Origin of the sequence: Streptomyces lavendulae subsp. lavendulae (assembly GCF_002803845.1) — a bacterium.
Taxonomy (GTDB): Bacteria; Actinomycetota; Actinomycetes; order Streptomycetales; family Streptomycetaceae; genus Streptomyces; species Streptomyces lavendulae.
The window spans coordinates 1,766,584-1,787,414 of sequence record NZ_CP024985.1; the positions used below are offsets into that span (position 1 = coordinate 1,766,584).

At 71.7% G+C, this 20,831-nt stretch carries 18 protein-coding genes; 14 read left to right on the forward strand and 4 right to left on the reverse strand.

Annotated features, from left to right (window positions below):
* Nucleotides 1-396 precede the first annotated feature (396 nt).
* Nucleotides 397-1,989, forward strand: coding sequence for an alpha/beta hydrolase (locus tag SLAV_RS08030; protein ID WP_030234997.1), 1,593 nt, complete (start codon nucleotides 397-399; stop codon nucleotides 1,987-1,989).
* A 24-nt stretch (nucleotides 1,990-2,013) separates the two neighbouring features.
* Nucleotides 2,014-2,445: a RidA family protein gene (locus tag SLAV_RS08035; RefSeq protein WP_030234999.1), complete on the forward strand. Its 432-nt coding sequence runs from the start codon at nucleotides 2,014-2,016 to the stop codon at nucleotides 2,443-2,445.
* A gap of 80 nt (nucleotides 2,446-2,525) precedes the next feature.
* On the opposite strand, the gene SLAV_RS08040 is transcribed toward SLAV_RS08035, so the two are convergent.
* Nucleotides 2,526-3,095, reverse strand: coding sequence for a HEAT repeat domain-containing protein (locus SLAV_RS08040; protein ID WP_030235002.1), 570 nt, complete (start codon nucleotides 3,093-3,095; stop codon nucleotides 2,526-2,528).
* 488 nt (nucleotides 3,096-3,583) lie between these two features.
* Between SLAV_RS08040 and SLAV_RS08045 the strand changes: the two genes are divergently transcribed.
* From SLAV_RS08045 to SLAV_RS08095, 11 genes are all read left to right on the forward strand, one after another.
* A complete protein-coding gene (locus SLAV_RS08045; protein ID WP_030235005.1) occupies nucleotides 3,584-5,398 on the forward strand; it encodes a 3-hydroxyacyl-CoA dehydrogenase family protein in 1,815 nt (604 codons plus the stop codon).
* A gap of 178 nt (nucleotides 5,399-5,576) precedes the next feature.
* A complete protein-coding gene (locus SLAV_RS08050; protein ID WP_030235008.1) occupies nucleotides 5,577-6,398 on the forward strand; it encodes a TetR family transcriptional regulator in 822 nt (273 codons plus the stop codon).
* 387 nt (nucleotides 6,399-6,785) lie between these two features.
* Nucleotides 6,786-8,123, forward strand: coding sequence for a crotonyl-CoA carboxylase/reductase (gene ccrA, locus SLAV_RS08055; RefSeq protein ID WP_030235009.1), 1,338 nt, complete (start codon nucleotides 6,786-6,788; stop codon nucleotides 8,121-8,123).
* A gap of 31 nt (nucleotides 8,124-8,154) precedes the next feature.
* Nucleotides 8,155-10,206: a protein meaA gene (locus tag SLAV_RS08060; protein ID WP_030235012.1), complete on the forward strand. Its 2,052-nt coding sequence runs from the start codon at nucleotides 8,155-8,157 to the stop codon at nucleotides 10,204-10,206.
* Nucleotides 10,203-11,177, forward strand: coding sequence for an HpcH/HpaI aldolase/citrate lyase family protein (locus SLAV_RS08065; RefSeq protein ID WP_030235014.1), 975 nt, complete (start codon nucleotides 10,203-10,205; stop codon nucleotides 11,175-11,177). Before SLAV_RS08060 ends, SLAV_RS08065 begins: the two co-directional genes overlap by 4 nt.
* A 4-nt stretch (nucleotides 11,178-11,181) precedes the next feature.
* Complete coding sequence (locus SLAV_RS08070; protein ID WP_030155134.1) at nucleotides 11,182-11,694, forward strand: MaoC family dehydratase; 513 nt, start codon at nucleotides 11,182-11,184, stop codon at nucleotides 11,692-11,694.
* 2 nt (nucleotides 11,695-11,696) lie between these two features.
* Complete coding sequence (locus tag SLAV_RS08075; protein ID WP_030235019.1) at nucleotides 11,697-12,902, forward strand: acyl-CoA dehydrogenase family protein; 1,206 nt, start codon at nucleotides 11,697-11,699, stop codon at nucleotides 12,900-12,902.
* Between the two features lie 186 nt (nucleotides 12,903-13,088).
* Nucleotides 13,089-13,745 (forward strand): phosphatidylserine decarboxylase, encoded by a 657-nt coding sequence (locus SLAV_RS08080; RefSeq protein ID WP_030235022.1) that lies wholly within the window; start codon nucleotides 13,089-13,091, stop codon nucleotides 13,743-13,745.
* Entirely contained in the window at nucleotides 13,732-14,592 is an 861-nt protein-coding gene (gene pssA / locus SLAV_RS08085) for a CDP-diacylglycerol--serine O-phosphatidyltransferase (RefSeq protein WP_199922199.1), read from the forward strand. Before SLAV_RS08080 ends, pssA begins: the two co-directional genes overlap by 14 nt.
* Nucleotides 14,593-14,735: 143 nt before the next feature.
* Nucleotides 14,736-16,211 (forward strand): AlkA N-terminal domain-containing protein, encoded by a 1,476-nt coding sequence (locus tag SLAV_RS08090; protein ID WP_030235027.1) that lies wholly within the window; start codon nucleotides 14,736-14,738, stop codon nucleotides 16,209-16,211.
* 11 nt (nucleotides 16,212-16,222) lie between these two features.
* Nucleotides 16,223-16,735: a methylated-DNA--[protein]-cysteine S-methyltransferase gene (locus SLAV_RS08095; protein WP_030235029.1), complete on the forward strand. Its 513-nt coding sequence runs from the start codon at nucleotides 16,223-16,225 to the stop codon at nucleotides 16,733-16,735.
* Between the two features lie 18 nt (nucleotides 16,736-16,753).
* Here the strand turns inward: SLAV_RS08095 and SLAV_RS08100 are convergent, their stop codons facing one another.
* The 3 genes from SLAV_RS08100 to SLAV_RS08110 all read right to left on the reverse strand — a co-directional run bounded on the left by SLAV_RS08100 (nucleotide 16,754) and on the right by SLAV_RS08110 (nucleotide 19,510).
* Nucleotides 16,754-17,182 (reverse strand): hypothetical protein, encoded by a 429-nt coding sequence (locus SLAV_RS08100; protein ID WP_030235031.1) that lies wholly within the window; start codon nucleotides 17,180-17,182, stop codon nucleotides 16,754-16,756.
* Nucleotides 17,183-17,243: 61 nt separating this feature from the next.
* Nucleotides 17,244-17,744 (reverse strand): NUDIX domain-containing protein, encoded by a 501-nt coding sequence (locus SLAV_RS08105; protein ID WP_030235034.1) that lies wholly within the window; start codon nucleotides 17,742-17,744, stop codon nucleotides 17,244-17,246.
* A 50-nt stretch (nucleotides 17,745-17,794) separates the two neighbouring features.
* Nucleotides 17,795-19,510, reverse strand: a complete 1,716-nt coding sequence (locus SLAV_RS08110; protein WP_030235037.1) for a BCCT family transporter — start codon at nucleotides 19,508-19,510, stop codon at nucleotides 17,795-17,797.
* Between the two features lie 143 nt (nucleotides 19,511-19,653).
* Here SLAV_RS08110 and SLAV_RS08115 point away from each other — a divergent pair, with 143 nt between their 5' ends.
* Nucleotides 19,654-20,802: a glycerate kinase gene (locus SLAV_RS08115; RefSeq protein ID WP_030235039.1), complete on the forward strand. Its 1,149-nt coding sequence runs from the start codon at nucleotides 19,654-19,656 to the stop codon at nucleotides 20,800-20,802.
* The last annotated feature ends 29 nt before the right edge of the window (nucleotides 20,803-20,831 follow it).

A 20,831-nucleotide genomic window follows, 5' to 3' on the forward strand; every position in this document is an offset into this window, starting at 1 on the left:
GGTACTCCATCTGCGGCCCGGGGCACACGAGCGGTCCGCGCCCCGGCCGCGGCGCCGCCGCTCCCGCCCGGCCGGGCCGCGCGCACGGGCGGGCGCGGGCGGACCGGGCGGGGGCGGCCCGGTACCGGCGCCCGGTCACCCGCCAAGTCCGCCGACCCGTGGCCGAATTCGGCGCCGGCCCGGCCGGGCACCGGGCGGACCGGGCCGCGGCCGCCGCGGAGCCGCCCCGGAATCCGGTTCCCGCGGGGCCCGCCCGGCTCCCCCCGCGGTGATCACCCCGATGGCCGCGCGCGCCTGCCGAGGGGTCATCACATCGGGCCAATAGGCTGCCCAATCCCGTCTTCCCGCGACGGTTTCCGGGACGATTCCGCCCAGAACCCTCGGCTGGGAGGCCCCATGCTGCACCCCGTTCCGCATCCGTCGAAGAAGCGCGCCGCCGTACTGCTGTCGCTCTCCGCCGTCGCCGCCGCCCTCGCGAGCCCGGTCGTCGCGGCTCCGGCGCCCGCCCCGGCACCCGCGCCGGCTCCCGCCGCGGCCGCCGCCCTGCGCTGGAGCGGCTGCGCGACGCCCCGCTACCCGACGCTCCAGTGCGCCTCCCTCAAGGTCCCGCTCGACCACGACCGCCCCGCCGGGCGGCAGATCTCCCTGGCCCTGACCCGGGTCCCGCACGCCGCGGCCACCTCCCAGGGCCCCCTGCTGGTCAATCCCGGCGGCCCGGGCGGCAGCGGCCGCACCCTGGCCGGCTTCGTCGCCTCCGCGCTGCCCAAGGACGTGGCCGCCCAGTACGACGTGATCGGCTTCGACCCCCGGGGCGTGGGCAGGAGCGAGCCCGCCCTGGACTGCGGGGCCGGTCACTTCAAGCCGGTCCGGCCGGACTCCGTACCGCTGGACCCGGCGACCGAGCAGGCCAACCTGGAACGGGTGCGGTCCTTCGCCGAGTCCTGCCAGACCAAGCACGCGGACGTCCTCCCGTACGTGGGCACCGTCTCGGCCGCCCGCGACCTGGAGGTGCTGCGCACGGCCCTGGGCGCCGAGCGGCTCAGCTACTTCGGCTATTCCTACGGGACCTACCTGGGCGCCGTGTACGCCCGCCTCCACCCGGACCGGGTGCACCGCCTGGTGCTGGACTCCGTGGTCGACCCGGGCGGGGTCTGGTACGAGGACAACCTCGCCCAGGACCAGGCCTTCGACGCCCGCCACAAGTCCTTCCTGGCCTGGGTGGCCCAGTACGACGCCACCTACCACCTGGGCACCGACCCGGCCGCGGTCGAGGAGCGCTGGTACGCGATGCGCACGGCGCTGCGGTCCGCTCCGGCGGGCGGGAAGGTGGGGCCGGCGGAGCTGGAGGACACCTACATGCCGGGCGGCTACTACAACGGCTACTGGCCGGCCCTCGCCGAGGCCTTCGCCGCGTACGCGGTGCGCGAGGACCCGAAGCCGCTCGTGGCGGCGTACGAACGGTTCGGGGCGGTGGAGCCGTCGGCGGGCAACAGCTACAGCGTGTACACGGCGGTGCAGTGCCGGGACTCGGCCTGGCCCCGGGACTGGAACACCTGGCGGGCCGACATGTGGCGCACGCACGCCAAGGCGCCCTTCATGACCTGGAACAACGCCTGGTACAACGCCCCGTGCGCGTTCTGGAAGACGGAGCCGCTCCGGACGCCGGACGTGACCAACCACGACCTGCCCCCGGCGCTGCTGTTCCAGGCCAGCGAGGACGCGGCGACCCCCTTCGAGGGCGCGGTGGCCATGCACGACAAGCTGGCCGGCTCGGCGCTGGTGGTGGAGGAGGGCGGCGGCAACCACGGCGTCGCCCTGAGCGGGAACAAGTGCCTGGACGAGAAGCTCGCCGCGTACCTGAGGACGGGTCAGGCCGCGGACGCCGCCTGCCCTGCCCAGCCCGCGCCGAAGCCCGCGACGGCCACGCGCGCGGTGCCCCCGTCGGCCGGGGGAGCCGCCCTGCACGGGCTGCTGGGGTTCCGCGGCTGACCCGTACCCGGCAAGATCGTGTCCATGACCACTTCTGAGAACGACGGCAGCGGGCTCACCCGGATCACGGCGCCCGAGGGGGTCGCCCCCGGACACGGCTACCACCACGTCGTCTGGGGGACGGGTCGGTTCGTGGCCGTCTCCGGGCAGTGCGCCCTCGACGAGAAGGGCGAGGTGGTCGGCGAGGGCGACCCGGCGGCCCAGGCCCGGCAGGTGTTCGAGAACCTGCGCCGGTGCCTGGCCGCGGCCGGGGCGGGGTTCGAGCACGTGGTGAAGCTGACGTACTTCATGACGGACACCGCCCACTTCCCGGCCGTCCGGGCCGCCCGTGACGCGGTGCTCCCCCCGCACCTGCTGCCGGCCTCCTCGGCGGTGGTGGTCTCGGCCCTGTTCCGGCCGGAGCTGCTGATGGAGGTAGAGGCGTACGCGATCGTCCCGGAGCCGGGCGGCCGCTGAAGGCCGGGCCCGCCGGTCACGCCACCAGGCCCTGTCGTCGAAGTGGCGCCCGGCCCGCGGCGCCGCTTCGACGACAGGACCTAGGCGTCCGGGTGGCCCGCCAGCAGGCGGCCGAGGGCGTCGGTGGCCGCGGACGCCAGCCGGGGGTGGGCCTGGGCCCGGACCAGGACGTCGCGGGCCCGCGGGTCGGCCAGCGCCCCCAGCCCCTCGACGCAGGCCAGGGCCACCCGCCAGTACGGGTCGTGCGGCGCGAGCAGCCGCGACAGGGTGGCCATCAGCGCCGGCGCCGACTCGGGGGCCCGCAGCGCGGCCAGCAGCCGGACCGGGTGCAGGGCGTAGGCGGTGCGCAGGGTGTTCGTCGCCAGCGAGGCCGCCGCGCGGGCGGTGCGCGGGTCCCCGAGGACGGCGAGCGCCTGCGCGGCGGCCTCGCAGCGCGCCGGGTCCCGGTGGTTGAGCAGCAGCACCAGCGGCTCGAAGGCGCGCCGATCCCGGGCCAACCCGAGCCGGTAGGCCGCCAGTTCGCGCGCCCACAGGGGCCGCCCGGCGGAGGTCAGCGACGCGGCCAGCGCATCGGGACCCGCCACGAGCAGCTCCTCGTACTCCGGCGATCCGTCCGCCTCGGCCCGCAGGCGCTCCAGCACGTCGTTCACACGGCCACCCTAGGGCTCGGCGGGCCTCGCCACGCCCCGTTCGGCGGAGTTCCGCGACCCCGGCTGATCGATCATCGATGATCGGTACATTTGGGCGGTACAGGTCACATCTCCGTGCTCTGGCGCGCCAGTTACCGCGGGGTTAATGTCGATCCCACACGCACGGGACCGGCCTGGTGACGCAGCCGCCCCGTGCCAGTCGGTTCACCGCACCTCTCGTACACACGGCAGGACCCCGGGACAGGGTCGTGCCGCCCAGGCCCGCCGCACCCGGTCTTCCCGGGCGCGAGCACCGTGGGCCCGCCCCGCACGGCACGCCCGTACGGCTCCGCGCGCACCGCGTCGACGCCCCGCGTCCCCGCACCGCGTTTCCGCACGTTCCGCCGTTCCCGCCGTTCCCGCACCCCTTCGCCGTACGGCACCCCGCGCGCGCACCGTGCCCCGCGCGCGCTTCCCAGTCGTCACCCTCATTCCACTGGAGTCCCGCGATGGACCTTCCGTCCACGTCCAGTCAGTCCACCCCGTCCAGCAGTCCGCGCACCGTCGCCGTCGTCGGCCTCGGCACGATGGGCACCGGCATCGCCGAGGTCCTCGCCCGGGCCGGCCGCGAGGTCATCGGCATCGACGTCAGCGAGGCCGCCGCCCGCCGGGCCACCGCCTCCCTCGCCGCCGCCACGGCCCGCTCCGTCGCGAAGGAGCGCCTCACCGAGCAGGAGCGCGAGGGGGTCCTGGCCCGCTTCCGCACCTTCACCGACCTCGGCGCCGCGGCCGACGCGGACCTCGTCATCGAGGTGGTCCCGGAGGACTACGACCTCAAGCACCGCCTCTTCGACGAGCTCGACGCGATCGTGCGCCCCGACACGATCCTGGCCACCGGCACCAACGCCCTGTCGGTGACCCGGCTCGCCGCCGAGTCGCTGCGCCCCGAGCGGGTGCTCGGCCTGCACTTCTTCAACCCGGCCCCGGCGATGAAGCTCGTCGAGATCGTCTCCTGCGTGCTGACCGCCCCGCCGGCCGTCGAGGCGGTCACCGAGCTGGCCCGCGAGCTGGGCAAGCAGCCCGTCGCGGTCGGCGACCGGCCCGGTTTCGTCGCCGACGGCCTGCTCTTCGGCTACCTCAACCAGGCCGCCGCCATGTACGAGGCGAAGTACGCCTCCCGCGAGGACATCGACGCGGCGATGCGGCTGGGCTGCGGGCTGCCGATGGGTCCGCTCGCGCTGCTCGACCTGATCGGCGTGGACACCGCCCGCACCGTGCTGGAGGCCATGTACGCCTCCTCCGGCGACCGGCTGCACGCCCCGGCCCCGATCCTCGGCCACCTCGCCGAGGCCGGGCTGACCGGCCAGAAGTCGGGCCGCGGGTTCTACACGTACGAGGCGCCGGGCAGTGCGGTGGTCGTCCGCGACCTGCAGACCCCGCTGGACGGCTCCCTGCTGGGCACGGGCCGCCCGGTCTCCTCGGTGGGCGTGGCCGGTTCGGGGACCATGGCGAGCGGCATCGCCCAGGTCTTCGCGCAGGCCGGTTACGACGTGGTGCTGGCGGCCCGCAGCCAGGAGAAGGCCGAGGCCGCGAAGGCCGCGATCGGGAAGTCCTTGGGCCGTGCGGTGTCCAAGGGCCGCCTGACCGAGGAGGCCGCCGCGCAGACCCTCGGCCGGATCGCCCCGGCCGGTTCGCTGGAGGCCTTCGCCGAGGTGGACCTGGCGGTGGAGGCCGTCGCCGAGGACCTGGCCGTCAAGCAGGAGCTCTTCGCGGGCCTGGACAAGGTGTGCAAGCCGGGCGCGGTCCTGGCCACCACCACCTCCTCGCTCCCGGTGATCGCCGTCGCCCGGGCCACGGCGCGTCCCCAGGACGTGATCGGCATGCACTTCTTCAACCCGGCCCCGGCCATGAAGCTGGTCGAGGTGGTCCGGACCGTCCTGACGGCCGACGACGTGCACGCCACCGTCCGCGAGGTCTGCGCGAAGGTGCGCAAGCACCCGGTGGACTGCGGGGACCGGGCCGGCTTCATCGTGAACGCGCTGCTGTTCCCGTACCTGAACAACGCGATCAAGATGGTCGAGCAGCACTACGCCGGCATCGACGACATCGACGCGGCGATGAAGCTCGGCGGCGGGTACCCGATGGGTCCCTTCGAGCTGCTCGACGTCGTCGGCCTGGACGTGTCGCTCGCCATCGAGAAGGTCCTCCACCAGGAGTTCCGCGACCCGGGCCTGGCCCCCTCCCCGCTGCTGGAGCACCTGGTCGCGGCAGGCTGCCTGGGCCGGAAGACCGGCCGCGGATTCCGTGAGTACGCCCGCCGGTAAGGGGACTCCCCCCGATCCGGCGGTTCCCCGACAGGATGCGTGGGGAGGGCTGCTCGGGTCCGCCGGACCCTCACGGCGGACGAACCCTCCCGGGCCCAGTGCGGGCCCTCCCCCGCATCCACCCCTGTCCGACCCCCCACAGGCGCGCTCCCCTGCGCGAATGAAGTACTTTCGCTCTATGTCCCAGCCCGCCAAGACCTCACCCCGCGCCTCCTCGGCCTCCGACGCCCCGGAGAGCGCGGCCGGCACGCGGGCCGCCGCCCAGCGGCTCAAGATGCGCCGCGAGCTCGCCACGGCGGCCATGGAGCTCTTCGCGACGAAGGGGTACGAGGCCACCACGGTCGACGAGATCGCCGCGACCGCCGGGGTGGCCCGGCGGACCTTCTTCCGGCACTTCCGCTCCAAGGAAGAGGCGATCTTCCCGGACCACGACGACACCCTGATCCGCGCCGAGGCGGTCCTGGACGTGGCCCCGGCGCACGAGCACCCGCTCGACACGGTGTGCCGGGGGATCAAGGAAGTCATGAAGATGTACGCCGCCTCGCCGGCGGTGTCGGTGGAGCGCTACCGGCTGACCCGCGAGGTGCCGGCGCTGCGGGAGCGGGAGATCGCCTCGGTGGCCCGGTACGAGCGGCTGTTCACGCGCTACCTGCTGGCCCACTTCGACGAGCAGGACCACCACGACGGCAACGACGATCCGCTGCTGGCCGAGGTGGCCGCCTCGGCGGTGGTCACCGCCCACAACCACGTGCTGCGGCGCTGGCTGCGGGCCGGCGGGCAGGGGGACGTGGAGGCACAGCTGGACCACGCCTTCTCGATCGTCCGCAAGACCTTCGGTTCCGGGATCGGCGCGGGGCGCACGGCCGTCGCGGACGCCCCGGCCCCTGCTCCCCAGGCGGCCGTGCGCACCGAGGGCGAGGTGCTGGTCGCGGTGGCCCGGACCGACGCTCCGCTCGACGAGGTCATGAGGACCATCGAAGAGGCACTCAGGAACAGGTAGTCACCCTCGTCACAGTGGCCGCTCCCGATTCGGGGGCGGCCACTTTCGTTTGTCCGGCTTGCCCCTACTCGCGGGTAACTCTGATCGATCATCGCTCATCTGCGCAGGTCAATAGGCAAATGAGAGAAAGTTTTGGCACGCGGTGCCTTGCTGAGTGACACGGGGTGCCATACGTTGAATCTCGTCCGGATGTCCCCGCGGCCCACGCCCACTCGGCACGGAACGCGCCCCGGATGCCTGCGTCACCAGGCCCCGCGCACCTCACCACGGGTGCGCCAGCACCACCGCTCCGCCGGACCGACGGCACTCGCAGCACCCACCCGCTCCCACGCACGCAACGCGTACCCCTCAGCGCACCCTCATCAGCGCTCAGCCGGAGGCAACACCGTGAAGGACATCCTGGACGCGATCCAGTCGCAGGCCGCCACGCCCGCCGACTTCGCGGCCCTGCCGCTCCCCGACTCGTACCGCGCGATCACCGTGCACAAGGACGAGACGGAGATGTTCGCCGGGCTCACCACCCGTGAGAAGGACCCCCGCAAGTCCCTGCACCTCGACCAGGTCCCGGTTCCCGAACTCGGTCCGGGCGAGGCCCTCGTGGCCGTCATGGCCTCCTCGGTCAACTACAACTCCGTGTGGACCTCGATCTTCGAGCCCGTCTCCACCTTCAGCTTCCTGGAGCGCTACGGGCGCCTCTCGGAGCTCACCAAGCGCCACGACCTCCCGTACCACATCATCGGCTCCGACCTCGCGGGCGTCGTGCTGCGCACCGGCCCCGGCGTCAACGCCTGGAAGCCGGGCGACGAGGTCGTCGCGCACTGCCTCTCGGTCGAACTGGAGTCCTCCGACGGCCACAACGACACGATGCTCGACCCCGAGCAGCGCATCTGGGGCTTCGAGACCAACTTCGGCGGCCTGGCGGAGATCGCACTCGTCAAGTCCAACCAGCTGATGCCCAAGCCGGACCACCTCAGCTGGGAGGAGGCCGCGTCCCCGGGCCTGGTCAACTCGACCGCCTACCGCCAGCTGGTCTCCCGCAACGGCGCCGGGATGAAGCAGGGCGACAACGTCCTGATCTGGGGCGCGAGCGGCGGCCTCGGCTCCTACGCCACCCAGTTCGCACTCGCCGGCGGCGCCAACCCCATCTGCGTGGTCTCCTCCCCCGAGAAGGCCGACATCTGCCGGGCCATGGGCGCGACCGCGGTCATCGACCGCAACGCCGAGGGCTACAAGTTCTGGAAGGACGAGCACACCCAGGACCCCAAGGAGTGGAAGCGCTTCGGCAAGCGCATCCGCGAGCTGACCGGCGGCGAGGACATCGACATCGTCTTCGAGCACCCCGGCCGCGAGACCTTCGGCGCGAGCGTCTACGTCACCCGCAAGGGCGGCACCATCACCACCTGCGCCTCCACCTCGGGCTACATGCACGAGTACGACAACCGCTACCTGTGGATGTCGCTGAAGCGGATCGTGGGCTCGCACTTCGCGAACTACCGCGAGGCCTGGGAGGCCAACCGCCTGGTCGCCAAGGGCAAGATCCACCCCACCCTCTCCAAGGTCTACTCCCTGGAGGACACCGGGCAGGCCGCCTACGACGTCCACCGCAACCTCCACCAGGGCAAGGTCGGCGTCCTCGCCCTCGCCCCCGAGGAGGGCCTGGGCATCCGCGACCACGAGCTGCGCGCGCAGCACCTCGACGCGATCAACCGCTTCCGCAACGTCTGAGTCCACTCAAAGGCCATAAGGATCGCCTGAGATGACAGAGCGCCAGAAAGACCGTCCGTGGCTCATGCGGACGTACGCCGGCCACTCCACGGCCGAGGCGTCCAACGAGCTGTACCGCCGCAACCTCGCCAAGGGACAGACCGGCCTGTCGGTCGCGTTCGACCTCCCGACGCAGACCGGCTACGACCCCGACCACATCCTCGCCCGCGGCGAGGTGGGCCGGGTCGGGGTCCCGGTCTCCCACCTGGGCGACATGCGGCGGCTGTTCCAGGACATCCCCCTGGAACAGATGAACACCTCGATGACGATCAACGCCACCGCCATGTGGCTGCTGGCGCTCTACCAGGTGGCCGCCGAGGAGCAGGGAGCGGACGTCTCCCTGCTCCAGGGCACCACGCAGAACGACATCGTCAAGGAGTACCTCTCGCGCGGGACGCACGTCTTCCCGCCCGGGCCGTCCCTCCGGCTGACGACGGACATGATCGCGTACACGGTCAACCACATCCCGAAGTGGAACCCGATCAACATCTGCTCGTACCACCTCCAGGAGGCCGGGGCCACCCCGGTCCAGGAGATCTCGTACGCGATGTCCACCGCGATCGCCGTCCTGGACTCGGTGCGCGACTCGGGCCAGGTGCCCGAGGAGCGCTTCGGCGAGGTGGTCGCCCGTATCTCCTTCTTCGTGAACGCGGGCGTCCGCTTCATCGAGGAGATGTGCAAGATGCGCGCCTTCGGCCGGATCTGGGACCAGGTCACCCGGGAGCGCTACGGCATCGAGAACGAGAAGCAGCGCCGCTTCCGCTACGGCGTCCAGGTCAACTCCCTGGGCCTGACGGAGGCGCAGCCCGAGAACAACGTCCAGCGGATCGTCCTGGAGATGCTGGCCGTCACCCTCTCCAAGGACGCCCGGGCCCGCGCCGTGCAGCTGCCCGCCTGGAACGAGGCGCTGGGTCTGCCCCGGCCCTGGGACCAGCAGTGGTCGCTGCGCATCCAGCAGGTCCTGGCGCACGAGAGCGACCTGCTGGAGTACGAGGACATCTTCGCGGGCTCGCACGTGATCGAGGCCAAGGTCGACTCCCTGGTCGCCGACTGCCTGGCCGAGATCGACCGGATCCAGGAGATGGGCGGTGCGATGGCCGCCGTCGAGTCCGGGTACCTGAAGGGCGAGCTGGTCGCCTCGCACGCCGAGCGGCGCGCCCGGATCGAGGGCGGCCAGGACAAGATCGTCGGCGTCAACTGCTTCGAGCAGACCGAGGAGAACCCGCTGACGGCCGACCTGGACGGCGCCATCATGACGGTCGACCCGGCCACCGAGGCCCAGACCGTGGAGCGGATCGTCCGCTGGCGCGCCGAGCGGCAGGAGTCCTCGGACCGGCAGGGCGGCGGCGACCCGTTCGTCTTCCCGACGGTGATGCAGGCCCTGGACCGGCTGAAGGAGGCCGCCGCCGGTACCGAGAACCTGATGGAGGCCACCCTCGAATGCGCCCGGGCCGGTGTCACCACCGGCGAGTGGGCGAACGCCCTGCGCGAGGTGTTCGGCGAGTTCCGCGCCCCGACCGGGGTCTCCTCGGCCCCGGTGGCCGTCACCGCCGAGGAGGGCACGCCGATGGCCCTCGTCCGCGAGAAGGTCGCCCGGACCGCCGAGGACCTCGGCTCCGGCCGACTGCGCCTGCTGGTCGGCAAGCCGGGCCTGGACGGGCACTCCAACGGCGCCGAGCAGATCGCCGTACGGGCCCGCGACGCCGGGTTCGAGGTGGTCTACCAGGGCATCCGGCTGACGCCCGAGGAGATCTCCTCGGCGGCGCTGGCCGAAGACGTGCACTGCGTGGGACTGTCCATCCTGTCCGGCTCGCACAGCGCGCTCGTGCCGGACGTGCTGGAACGCCTCCGTACGGCGGGGGCGGGTGACGTGCCCGTCGTCCTCGGCGGCATCATTCCGAACGCCGACGCCATCGCGCTCAAGGCGGCCGGAGTCGCCGCCGTCTTCACACCCAAGGACTTCGGTATCACGGAGATCATCGGCCGTATCGTCGACGAGATCCGGAAAGCGAACAAGCTCGACCCTCTGGAGGTCTCCGCATGACCACGCCCACGTCTCCCGTGAACCGGCTGCGGCCGCGCCGTTCCTGCCTCGCGGTGCCGGGCTCGAACCCGCGGTTCCTGGAGAAGGCCCAGGGCCTCCCCGCGGACCAGGTCTTCCTCGACCTGGAGGACGCCTGCGCCCCGCTCGCCAAGGAAGGCGCCCGCCACACGATCGTGGACGCGCTGAACAACGGCGACTGGACCGGCAAGACCCGTGTGGTGCGCGTCAACGACTGGACCACCCACTGGACGTACCGTGACGTCATCACCGTCGTCGAGGGCGCCGGCCAGAACCTCGACTGCATCATGCTGCCGAAGGTCCAGGACGCCCAGCAGGTCGTGGCGCTCGACCTGCTGCTGACGCAGATCGAGAAGACGATGGGCTTCGAGGTCGGCAAGATCGGCATCGAGGCGCAGATCGAGAACGCCAAGGGCCTGGTGAACGTCGACGCGATCGCCGGCGCCTCGCCGCGCCTGGAGACCATCATCTTCGGCCCGGCCGACTTCATGGCCTCGATCAACATGAAGTCCCTGGTCGTGGGCATGCAGCCGCCCGGCTACCCGGCGGACGCCTACCACTACATCCTGATGCGGATCCTGATGGCGGCCCGCATGCACGACCTCCAGGCGATCGACGGCCCCTTCCTGCAGATCCGCGACGTGGACGCCTACCGCGAGGTGGCCGGCCGCGCCGCCGCCCTGGGCTTCGACGGCAAGTGGGTCCTGCACCCCGGCCAGGTCGACGCCGCCAACGAGGTCTTCTCCCCCTCCCAGGAGGACTACGACCACTCCGAGATGATCCTCGACGCGTACGACTGGTGCACCTCCGAGGCGGGCGGCAAGAAGGGCTCCGCGATGCTCGGCGACGAGATGATCGACGAGGCCAGCCGCAAGATGGCCCTGGTCATCGCGGGCAAGGGCCGGGCCGCCGGCATGCAGCGCACCAGCAAGTTCGAGATCCCGGAGGCGTAGGGCCATGCAGTTCGGACGCACGTACGAAGAGTTCGAGGTCGGCGCGGTCTACAAGCACTGGCCCGGGAAGACGGTCACCGAGTACGACGACCACCTCTTCTGTCTGCTGACCATGAACCACCACCCGCTCCACATGGACAGCAACTACGCCGAGAACACCACGGACTTCGGCAAGAACGTGGTGGTCGGCAACTACATCTACTCGCTGCTGCTGGGCATGTCCGTGCCGGACGTCTCCGGGAAGGCCATCGCCAACCTGGAGATCGAGTCCCTGCGGCACGTGGCGCCGACCTTCCACGGCGACACGATCTACGGCGAGACCACGGTCCTGGACAAGACCCCGTCGAAGTCGAAGAACGACCGCGGGATCGTCTACGTCGAGACCAAGGGCTACAAGCAGGACGGCACCCTCGTCTGCGTCTTCCGGCGCAAGGTGATGGTCCCGACCGAGACGTACATCAAGGAGCGCGGCGGCGAGCAGCCCGGCCGCCCGCAGCTGAAGGAACAGGGGAAGTAGCCATGGCCCGACTCGCCCAGACCGCCGGGCTCACGGACGTCCAGCGGGAGATCCTCAAGACCGTCCGCGAGTTCGTCGACAAGGAGATCATCCCGGTCGCGACCGAGCTGGAGCACCGCGACGAGTACCCGCAGCAGATCGTCGACGGTCTCAAGGAGCTCGGCCTGTTCGGCCTGATGATCCCCGAGGAGTACGGCGGCCTGGGTGAGTCGCTGCTCACCTACGCGCTGTGCGTCGAGGAGATAGCGCGCGGCTGGATGTCCGTCTCGGGCATCATCAACACCCACTTCATCGTGGCGTACATGCTCAAGCAGCACGGCACGCAGGAGCAGAAGGACCACTTCCTGCCGCGGATGGCGCTGGGCGAGGTCCGGGGCGCGTTCTCGATGTCCGAGCCGGGTCTGGGCTCGGACGTGTCGGCCATCACGTCCAAGGCGGTGAAGGACGGCGACGAGTACGTCCTGAACGGCCAGAAGATGTGGCTCACGAACGGCGGCACGTCCACTCTGGTGGCCGTCCTGGTCCGGAGTGACGAAGGACACCCCGAGGGCACCGCGCCCCACAAGTCGATGACCACCTTCCTCGTGGAGAAGGAGCCGGGCTTCGGAGAGGTCCGTCCGGGCCTGACGATTCCGGGCAAGATCGACAAGATGGGCTACAAGGGCGTCGACACGACCGAGCTCATCATGGACGGACTGCGCATTCCGGCCAATCGTGTCCTCGGCGGCCAGACGGGCCGAGGGTTTTACCAAATGATGGACGGGGTCGAGGTCGGCCGCGTCAACGTGGCGGCCCGTGGCTGTGGCGTCGCTCAGCGTGCGTTCGAGCTGGGTGTCTCCTATGCCCAGCAACGTCACACTTTCGGCAAGGCGATCGCCGAGCACCAGGCCATCCAGTTCAAGCTGGCCGAGATGGCTACCAAGGTCGAAGCCGCCCATGCGATGATGGTCAATGCAGCACGCAAAAAGGACTCCGGGGAACGAAACGACCTCGAAGCCGGCATGGCGAAGTACCTCGCTTCCGAATACTGCAAGGAGGTCGTGGAGGATGCCTTCCGCATCCACGGCGGCTACGGATTCTCGAAGGAGTACGAGATCGAGCGCCTCTACCGCGAGGCGCCGATGCTGCTGATCGGCGAAGGTACCGCCGAGATCCAGAAAATGATCATCGGGCGACGCCTGCTTGAGGAGTACCGGACTCAGGGCTGAAAGTCCCTTTTGCGGTGGATCGCCCAGCGATTCACCGTGAAAGAGTCACTAGCAGTCACGGCTCTGGGGCCATCGACTCGGCTTCTGGCTTGCCCAGTTGTTGCGCGCAACCGATAGCATTCCAGTAAAGCCGCCGTCCCGTCCCCCCGTTTGCGGCGCGGCAATCACCCGCTACGAAGGTCATCCATGCCCCACAGCCAAACCTCTGCACCTCGCGTCGGCCTCCTCGGTGGACGTCTCGCACGCGGAGCATCGCCGTGGCTTCTGCCGACCGTCGCCACCGCGGCGCTCAGCCTCACCCGGGCTCGCAAGTCCGGGCGCTGGGCCGCGGCGGCCGTGCCCGCCACCGCGCTCGCGGCGGGCATGCTGTGGTTCTTCCGCGACCCCGAGCGTGAGATCACCGAGGGCCGCGTCATCTCGCCCGCCGACGGTGTGGTGCAGAGCATCATGCCGTGGAAGGACGGGCGCACCCGCGTCGCGATCTTCATGAGCCCGCTGAACGTCCACGTCAACCGTGCGCCCCTCGCGGGCACCGTGACGTCCGTGGAGCACATCCCCGGCGGGTTCGTCCCGGCGTTCAACAAGGAGAGCGAGAACAACGAGCGCGTCGTCTGGCACTTCGACACCGAGCTCGGCGACATCGAGATGGTGCAGATCGCCGGCGCCGTCGCGCGTCGCATCGTCCCGTACCTGCCGGCCGGCACCAAGGTGGAGCAGGGCGAACGCATCGGTCTGATCCGCTTCGGCTCCCGCGTCGACATCTACCTCCCCGAGGGCGTCGAGGTCGCGGTCGAGGTCGGTCAGGCCACCACCGCGGGGGTGACCCGAATTGACCGTGACTGACCCCGAGACCCCTGCCACCGGCTGGGTTCCCGAGCGAGCCGAGGAGGAGTCCGCCGAAGACGACATGCCGCTCTCGCTGCGGCTGTCGATAGCGGACACCCTCACCCTCGGTAACGCGACCTGCGGATTCATGGCGGTGTACTTCACCACCACCGGAATCCTCATCCCGCACCTCACCGGCAGCGGCGAGTCGGGCATGGCCCGGCACAGCGCGGCGACCGCGGTGATACTGATGCTGCTCGCGGCGGTCTTCGACCTCTTCGACGGCATCGTCGCCCGCAAGCTGCGCAGCTCGCCGATGGGCGCGGAGCTGGACAACCTGTCCGACCTGATCAGCTTCGGGCTGGCGCCGGCGTACTTCGTGCTCGTCTACGGCATGGTCGCCGACGACGCGCACCAGAAGATGTCGGCGCTGGCGGCGATCGTGGTGCTGCTCGCGGTGGTCCTGCGGCTGGCGAGATTCAGCTGCGTGACCATGAAGGACGGCATGTTCCAGGGCATGCCGAGCCCCTTCGGAGCGCTGACCGTCGTCTCGATCGTGCTGCTGGAGCTGCCGTTCGTGCCGACGCTGCTGGCGATCATCGGGGTGGCCTGGCTGATGGTGAGCCGGGTCGAGTACCCCAAGCCGCGGGGTGTCCTCGCGGCGGCGATGCTCAGCTGGATCGTCGGGGCCATGGGGCTGCTCGCGGCCTGGGCGTTCGACGCCCCGGGCGGACAGCTCCTGCTCCAGACGGGCTGCGCGCTGCAGATCGCCCTGGCGGCGACCATCCCGCTGTTCGCGACGACCCGTCGCGCGAACACGTTCCGCCACAACCGGCGGGAGGCGCGGGCGGCGCAGCTGCCGTAACGCTGCGCCGTGCCGCTCCACGAAGGCCCCGGGTGCCCCTGGCACCCGGGGCCTTCGCCTTGCCCGGGGCCGGCGGGTGGCCGCGTAGGCTTGATGTCGGAAAACTGCCAGCCCGGGGCCGGTCCGGACGGAAAGCTGGGGGCATGTACACCGATACCGACCGCTGCGTCAGGGCCGTGCAGTCGAAGGACGCCCGTTTCGACGGGTGGTTCTTCACCGCGGTCCGGACCACCGGGATCTACTGCCGGCCCAGCTGCCCGGCCGTGCCCCCCAAGGTCGAGAACATGAGCTTCCTGCCCAGCGCCGCGGCCTGCCAGCAGGCCGGGTACCGGGCCTGCAAGCGGTGCCGCCCGGACACGAGCCCCGGCTCGCCCGAGTGGAACGCCCGCGCCGACGCCGTGGCCCGGGCCATGCGGCTGATCCAGGACGGGGTGGTCGACCGCGAGGGGGTCACCGGCCTGGCGACCCGGCTCGGGTACTCCACCCGCCAGGTCGAGCGGCAGCTCGGCGCCGAGCTGGGGGCCGGCCCGCTCGCGCTCGCCCGCGCACAGCGTGCGCAGACCGCCCGGCTGCTGATCGAGACCTCCGAGCTGCCGATGGGCGACGTGGCCTTCGCCGCCGGGTTCGCCTCCATCCGCAACTTCAACGAGACGGTGCGCGAGGTCTTCGCCCTCACCCCCGGCGAACTGCGGGCGAGGGCCGCGAGGGCCGGGCGCAGTGAGCCCCGGGTGCCGGGGACGATCACTCTGCGGCTGCCGTACCGGGCCCCGCTGAACCCCGACAACCTCTTCGGGCACCTGGCCGCCACGGCCGTGCCCGGGGTGGAGGAGTGGCGGGACGGGGCCTACCGCCGGACGCTGCGGCTCCCGTACGGCACCGGGGTGGTCGCGCTCACCCCGGGGCCCGAGCACATCGGCTGCCGGCTGGCCCTGACCGACCTGCGGGACCTGACCATCGCCATCAGCCGCTGCCGCTGGATGCTGGACCTGGACGCCGACCCGGAGGCCGTGGACGGCCAGCTCCGCACCGATCCGCTGCTGGCCCCGCTGGTGGACAAGGCCCCGGGGCGGCGGGTGCCGCGCACCGTGGACGCCGCGGAGTTCGCCGTGCGGGCGGTGCTGGGCCAGCAGGTGTCGACGGCGGCCGCGCGCACGCACGCGGCCCGCCTGGTGACCGCGTACGGGGAGCCGGTGGAAGATCCCCAGGGCGGGCTGACGCACCTCTTCCCGGGCCCGGAGGCGCTGGCCGGCCTGGACCCGGAGACCCTGTCGATGCCGCGCAGCCGCCGCACGACGCTCACCACCCTGGTCGGGGCGCTGGCGGACGGCTCGCTGCCGCTGGGCATCGACAGCGACTGGGAGGCGGCCCGCGCCGCGCTGAACGCCCTGCCCGGTTTCGGGCCGTGGACCACGGAGATCATCGCGATGCGGGCGCTGGGCGACCCGGACGCGTTCCTGCCGTCCGACCTGGGGGTCCGGCGGGCGGCCCAGGGGCTGGGGCTGCCGTCCACCCCGGCCGCCCTGACCGCCCGGGCGGCCGGGTGGCGGCCCTGGCGGGCGTACGCCGTGCAGTACCTGTGGGCCACCGAGGACCACGCCATCAACCACCTCCCCGTATGAGGAGCGGAGCAATGAACCGGACGACGAGCAGTGCCGTGGACAGCGGGAAGACCTACACCGAGGTGGAGAGCCCGCTGGGGACCCTCACCCTGGTGGCGACCGACGGGGTGCTCAGTGCCCTGTACATGACCGGGCACCGGCACCGGCCAGGTGAGGAGACCTTCGGGGAGCGGGTGCCGGCCGGGGAGGCGCCCTTCCCCGAGGTGGTGCGGGAGCTGACGGCGTACTTCGCCGGGGAGCTGACGGAGTTCACCGTCCCGGTCCGCCTGGAGGGCACCCCGTTCCAGCGCAGCGTGTGGGAGCAGCTGCTGCGGATCCCGTACGGCGAGACCTGGTCCTACGGGAAGCTCGCGGCGGAGCTCGGCAAGCCGAACGCCTCGCGGGCGGTGGGTCTGGCCAACGGGAAGAACCCGGTCAGCATCATCGTGCCGTGCCACCGCGTCATCGGCGCCTCGGGCGCGATGACGGGCTACGGCGGCGGCTTGGACCGCAAGGTGCGGCTGCTGGAGCTGGAGGGGCGGTAGGGACGGCTACCGCCGGGGTCAGATCACGGCCAGGGGGACGAGGAGGGCGAAGCCGGCTCCGGCCTCCACCGCGTAGGCGTAGAGGGACGGGTGCTGGACGGGGGCGGCGAGCAGGACGATGCTCTGCTGGGTGGCGGCCGCCGTCACCCAGTCCCCGTCGGCGCCGAGGCGGCCCTGGTACCAGCCCTCACAGGCGCCGGGACCGGTGACGGCGAGCAGGTCGTCCTCGCGGCGGTAGAAGGCCTGCCAGCCCTCGGCGGGGGCCGACCAGCCCTCGAAGTCCTCGAAGGGGGCCCAGCCCCCCTCGCGTATCGCGGTATCGAACAGCCAGACCGGGGTGCCCTCTTCGGTGACCTCGCCCCCCGACTGCTCTTCGGTGGTGAAGTGGACCATGGGGAGGGCGTCGGGACCGTCGGCCGTGCTGGGCCAGGCGTACATCGTGATCATCTGCTGATTCTGTCCTGCTCGCAGTGGGCTCCGTGTTCAACACCCCGGCCGGGCCGGGGTCTTACGCGGATTCGGGCCGGCGGCCGTTCTCCAGTTCCACGGTGCCGCCGCCAGATTCCAGGACGCGGCAGGCCTCCTGGGCTCGCAGGCCGACCGCTCCGGGGAGGTACTCGGTGAGCCGCTCGGGCTCGACGAGCTTCCAGGAGAGGAGTTCCTCCTCCTGGAGCACGACGGCGTCGAGCCGGTCGGCGTCGAGCACCCCGCCGTCGTAGAGGTAGGCCACGAGGGGCGGGCGGCCGGGTCCCAGGCTCCAGTCGACGGCGAGGAGCCGCCCGAGCGGGACGTCGATGCCGATCTCCTCCGCGCTCTCGCGCCGGGCGGCGGTGCGGGGGGACTCGTTCCGGTCGGACTCGACGGTGCCGCCCGGCAGGGCCCAGCCCTCGCGGTAGTTGGGCTCGACCAGCAGGACCCGGCCCCGCGCGTCGCGGTAGAGGGCGGCGGCCCCGGCCAGCACCCTCGGCAGGCTCGCGATGTAGGCGGCGTAGTCATCGGTGGTGGTCACGCGGCCACCCTAACCGGCCCGCCCGGCACGGGTGCCGGGCGGCCCCGCGATCACCCCTGTGGGGGGCCGCCCTCGCGGTCGCGGGCCTTGGACCCGGCGGCGCGGCGCAGCCGGGGGTGGCCGGCCCGGCCCTGTTCGGTGAGGGCGTCGCCGACCATCGCCTTCACGGCGTCCCGCATCCCGTGGAGGGGGTGGTGGCGGGCGGGTCCCGCGCCGGGGTCGGTGCGGAGTTCCTTCACCAGCGCCCAGCACAGCAGCATCATGACGATCACGAAGGGCAGCGCGACCAGGATGGTCGCGGTCTGAAGGGACTTCAGACCGCCCGCGACGAGCAGGACGGCGGCCACGCCGGCCATCAGGACGCCCCAGGTGACGACGAGCCAGGTCGGCGGGTGCAGGGAGCCGCGGCTGGTGAGCGAGCCCATGACCAGGGAGGCGGAGTCGGCGCTGGTGACGAAGTACGTCATGACGAGGGCCATCGCCACCCACGAGGTGACCGTGCCGAGCGGGAGGGCGTCGAGCATGGCGAACAGCGAGGCCTCCGTACCGTCCTTGACCTTGGCGGCGAAGTCGACGACGCCGGTGGAGTCGAGGCGGATGGCGGTGCCGCCCATGACGCAGAACCAGACGACGGTGGCCCCGCTGGGCACCAGGAGCACGCCGATGAGGAACTCGCGGATGGTGCGGCCGCGGGAGATGCGGGCGATGAAGGTGCCGACGAACGGGGCCCAGGAGAGCCACCACGCCCAGTAGAAAATGGTCCAGGCGCCGAGCCACTGGGCGTCGGTGAAGGCGCCCGTGCGGGTGGCCATGGGCAGGAGCTGGTACAGGTAGCCGCCGATGCTGGCGGGGATCACGTCCAGGACGTAGACGGTGGGGCCGAGCACGAAGACGAAGAGCATCAGGACCGCGGCGAGCACGATGTTGATCGTGCTCAGCCACTTCACGCCCTTGTGCAGGCCGGAGAAGGCGGAGAGCACGAAGGCCGCCGACAGCGAACCGATGATGATCAGTTCGACGCCGGTGGAGTCCTCGATCCCCGTGGTGATGCTGAGCCCCTTGGAGACCTGGAGCGCGCCGAGGCCGAGGCTGGTCGCGGTGCCGAAGACGGTGGCGAAGACGGCCAGGAGGTCGACGGCCTTACCGGCCCACCCGTTGGCCCGCTCCTCGCCCATCAGCGGCACGAAGGCGGAGCTGAGCCGGTTGCCGCGGCCCTTGCGGAAGGTCGCGTAGGCCAGGGCGAGGCCGGCGATGCCGTAGATCGCCCAGGGGGTGAGGGTCCAGTGGAAGAAGCTGTACTCCATGGCCGCCAGCGCCGAGGCTCCGCTCCTCGGGGCGGCTCCGGAGGCCGGGGGCGGGATCAGGTAGTGGGTGAGCGGCTCGCCCACCCCGTAGAACATCAGGCCGATGCCCATGCCCGCGCTGAACATCATCGCGATCCACGCGAGGTTGGTGAACTCGGGCTCGGAGTCGTCGGCGCCGAGCCGGATCCGGCCGAAGCGGCTGATGGCGAGGACCACGCACATGACGAGGAACACATCGGCGGCGACCACGAAGAGCCAGGCGAAGTTGTTCAGCACCCAGGCCAGGGCCGTGCCGGAGGCCGTGTCGAAGGAGCTCCCGCCCAGGGCCGCCCAGGCGACGACGGCCAGCACGGCAACCACCCCGACGATCACGACGGTGCGGTCGGGTGCTCCGTCCGCCGGGGCCCCGACCCCCTCCCCCCGGGGATCCGGAGGTTGCTGTTCCATCGATTCCGTGCTCATGCGGCCACACTATGCAGGCGTATATCCGTATTTACGCGCATGGCGCGCCGCATGTGGCCCAGGCCACTCATGGGCATAGGAGGATCCTCCGGATAAGCTCGGGGTGGCGCGACTGCACTGTTCGATAGCAAGGGATTAGCAAGGTGACGGACGGAGCAGTAACTGAGGCCGCGCGCGTGCTCATCGCCGCGGACAAATTCAAGGGTTCGCTCACGGCCGTTCAGGTCGCGGAGCGGGTGACGGCGGGGCTCCGCAGGGCCGTACCGGACGTGGAGATCGAGACCCTCCCCGTCGCGGACGGCGGCGACGGCACCGTCGCGGCCGCTGTCGCGGCCGGGTTCGAACGCCGGGAGGTACGGGTCACCGGCCCCCTCGGCGACCAGGTCACGGCCGCGTTCGCGTTGCGCGGGGACACGGCGGTGGTCGAGATGGCGGAGGCCTCCGGCCTCCAGCTGCTGCCCGCGGGCACCTTCGCGGCGCTGACGGCGACCACGTACGGTTCCGGCGAGCTGCTCAAGGCCGCGCTGGACGCGGGCGCGCGCTCGATCGTCTTCGGTGTGGGCGGCAGTGCCACCACCGACGGCGGCGCGGGCATGCTGGCCGCGCTGGGCGCGGTGTTCCTGGACGCGAACGGCGAACCGGTCGGTCCGGGCGGCGGCGCGCTGGCCGGCCTGGCCTCCGCGGACCTGTCCGGGATCGACCCCCGCTTCGCGGAGGTGGACTTCGTCCTGGCCAGCGACGTGGACAACCCGCTGACCGGCCCGAAGGGCTGCGCGGCGGTCTACGGCCCGCAGAAGGGCGCCTCGCCCGAGGACGTGGCGACGCTCGACGCGGCGCTGGCGCACTTCGCGCTGGTACTGGAGAAGGCGATCGGCCCGAAGGCCGCCGAGTGCGCGGTGCTGCCGGGCGCGGGCGGGGCCGGCGGCATCGGCTACGGCGCGCTGCTGCTCGGCGCCACGTTCCGCCCCGGCATCGAGCTGATGCTGGAGGTGCTGGGCTTCGCCCCGGCGCTGGAGCGCGCCACACTGGTGATCACCGGTGAGGGCTCGCTGGACGAGCAGACCCTGCACGGCAAGGCCCCGGCGGGCGTCGCCGCCGCGGCGCGGGCCGCCGGCAAGCCGGTCGTGGCCGTCTGCGGGCGCCTGCTGCTGACCCAGGCAGCCCTGGAGGGCGCCGGCATCCGCCGGGCCTACCCGCTGACGGACCTGGAGCCCGACCCGGCCAAGTCCATCCCGAACGCCGGTCCCCTGCTGGAGCGGGTCGCGGAGAACATCGCCGCCGACGTGCTCTGAGTTCCTCCCGGAGCACGGCCCGGCCCCGA